Below are 439 nucleotides of genomic sequence, written 5' to 3' on the forward strand. Positions count from 1 at the left end.
TCTCCAGGCCGACAACCAAAGGCGCTTGACCGACATCTCCAACTCCAAGAAGGCCCTCAGCTACAGTGACCAGTAAAATCACCATACCAGCGAAGGTGCTTTTTCCTCTGCTGATCGCGGCCGGCCTCGCCGGCTGCGGTACAGCTGCGAAGGAAAAGACCGCGCCTTGCAAGAGACCTGCGAACCTGACCTCCTACGCGCCGGATCCGCGTCCCGAATGTGGCCCGATGATGAGCATCAACGGCGACGCAGCAGCCGCCTTTGAGGCGATCGACGCAATGACGGCTGAATAGGACGATTGCGACGATGCAAGATTTCCTTGGGGCGCTGCTCGACAGAATTGAAGAGACCGGTGCGAATTTCTCCTCGCGAGCCTACGGGATCGTTGGCGACGAGGTGGTGCCGCTGCTCACCATCATGTTCATTGCATATGTGGCCT

The 439-nt window shown here is 58.8% G+C and carries 1 protein-coding gene and 2 pseudogenes; all 3 read left to right on the forward strand.

The genetic code is table 11. The features are described from left to right. A pseudogene (locus IB262_RS36830) lies at positions 1-76 on the forward strand (conjugal transfer protein); the annotation flags it as partial. Continuing rightward, positions 66-293: a hypothetical protein gene (locus IB262_RS35525; protein ID WP_192494590.1), complete on the forward strand. Its 228-nt coding sequence runs from the start codon at positions 66-68 to the stop codon at positions 291-293. The pseudogene IB262_RS36830 and the gene IB262_RS35525, both read left to right, overlap by 11 nt. A 13-nt stretch (positions 294-306) precedes the next feature. Then, positions 307-439: pseudogene (locus IB262_RS36835) on the forward strand (conjugal transfer protein TrbL); the annotation flags it as partial.

It is taken from the genome of Ensifer sp. ENS02 (genome assembly GCF_014851885.1).
Taxonomy (GTDB): Bacteria; Pseudomonadota; Alphaproteobacteria; order Rhizobiales; family Rhizobiaceae; genus Ensifer; species Ensifer adhaerens.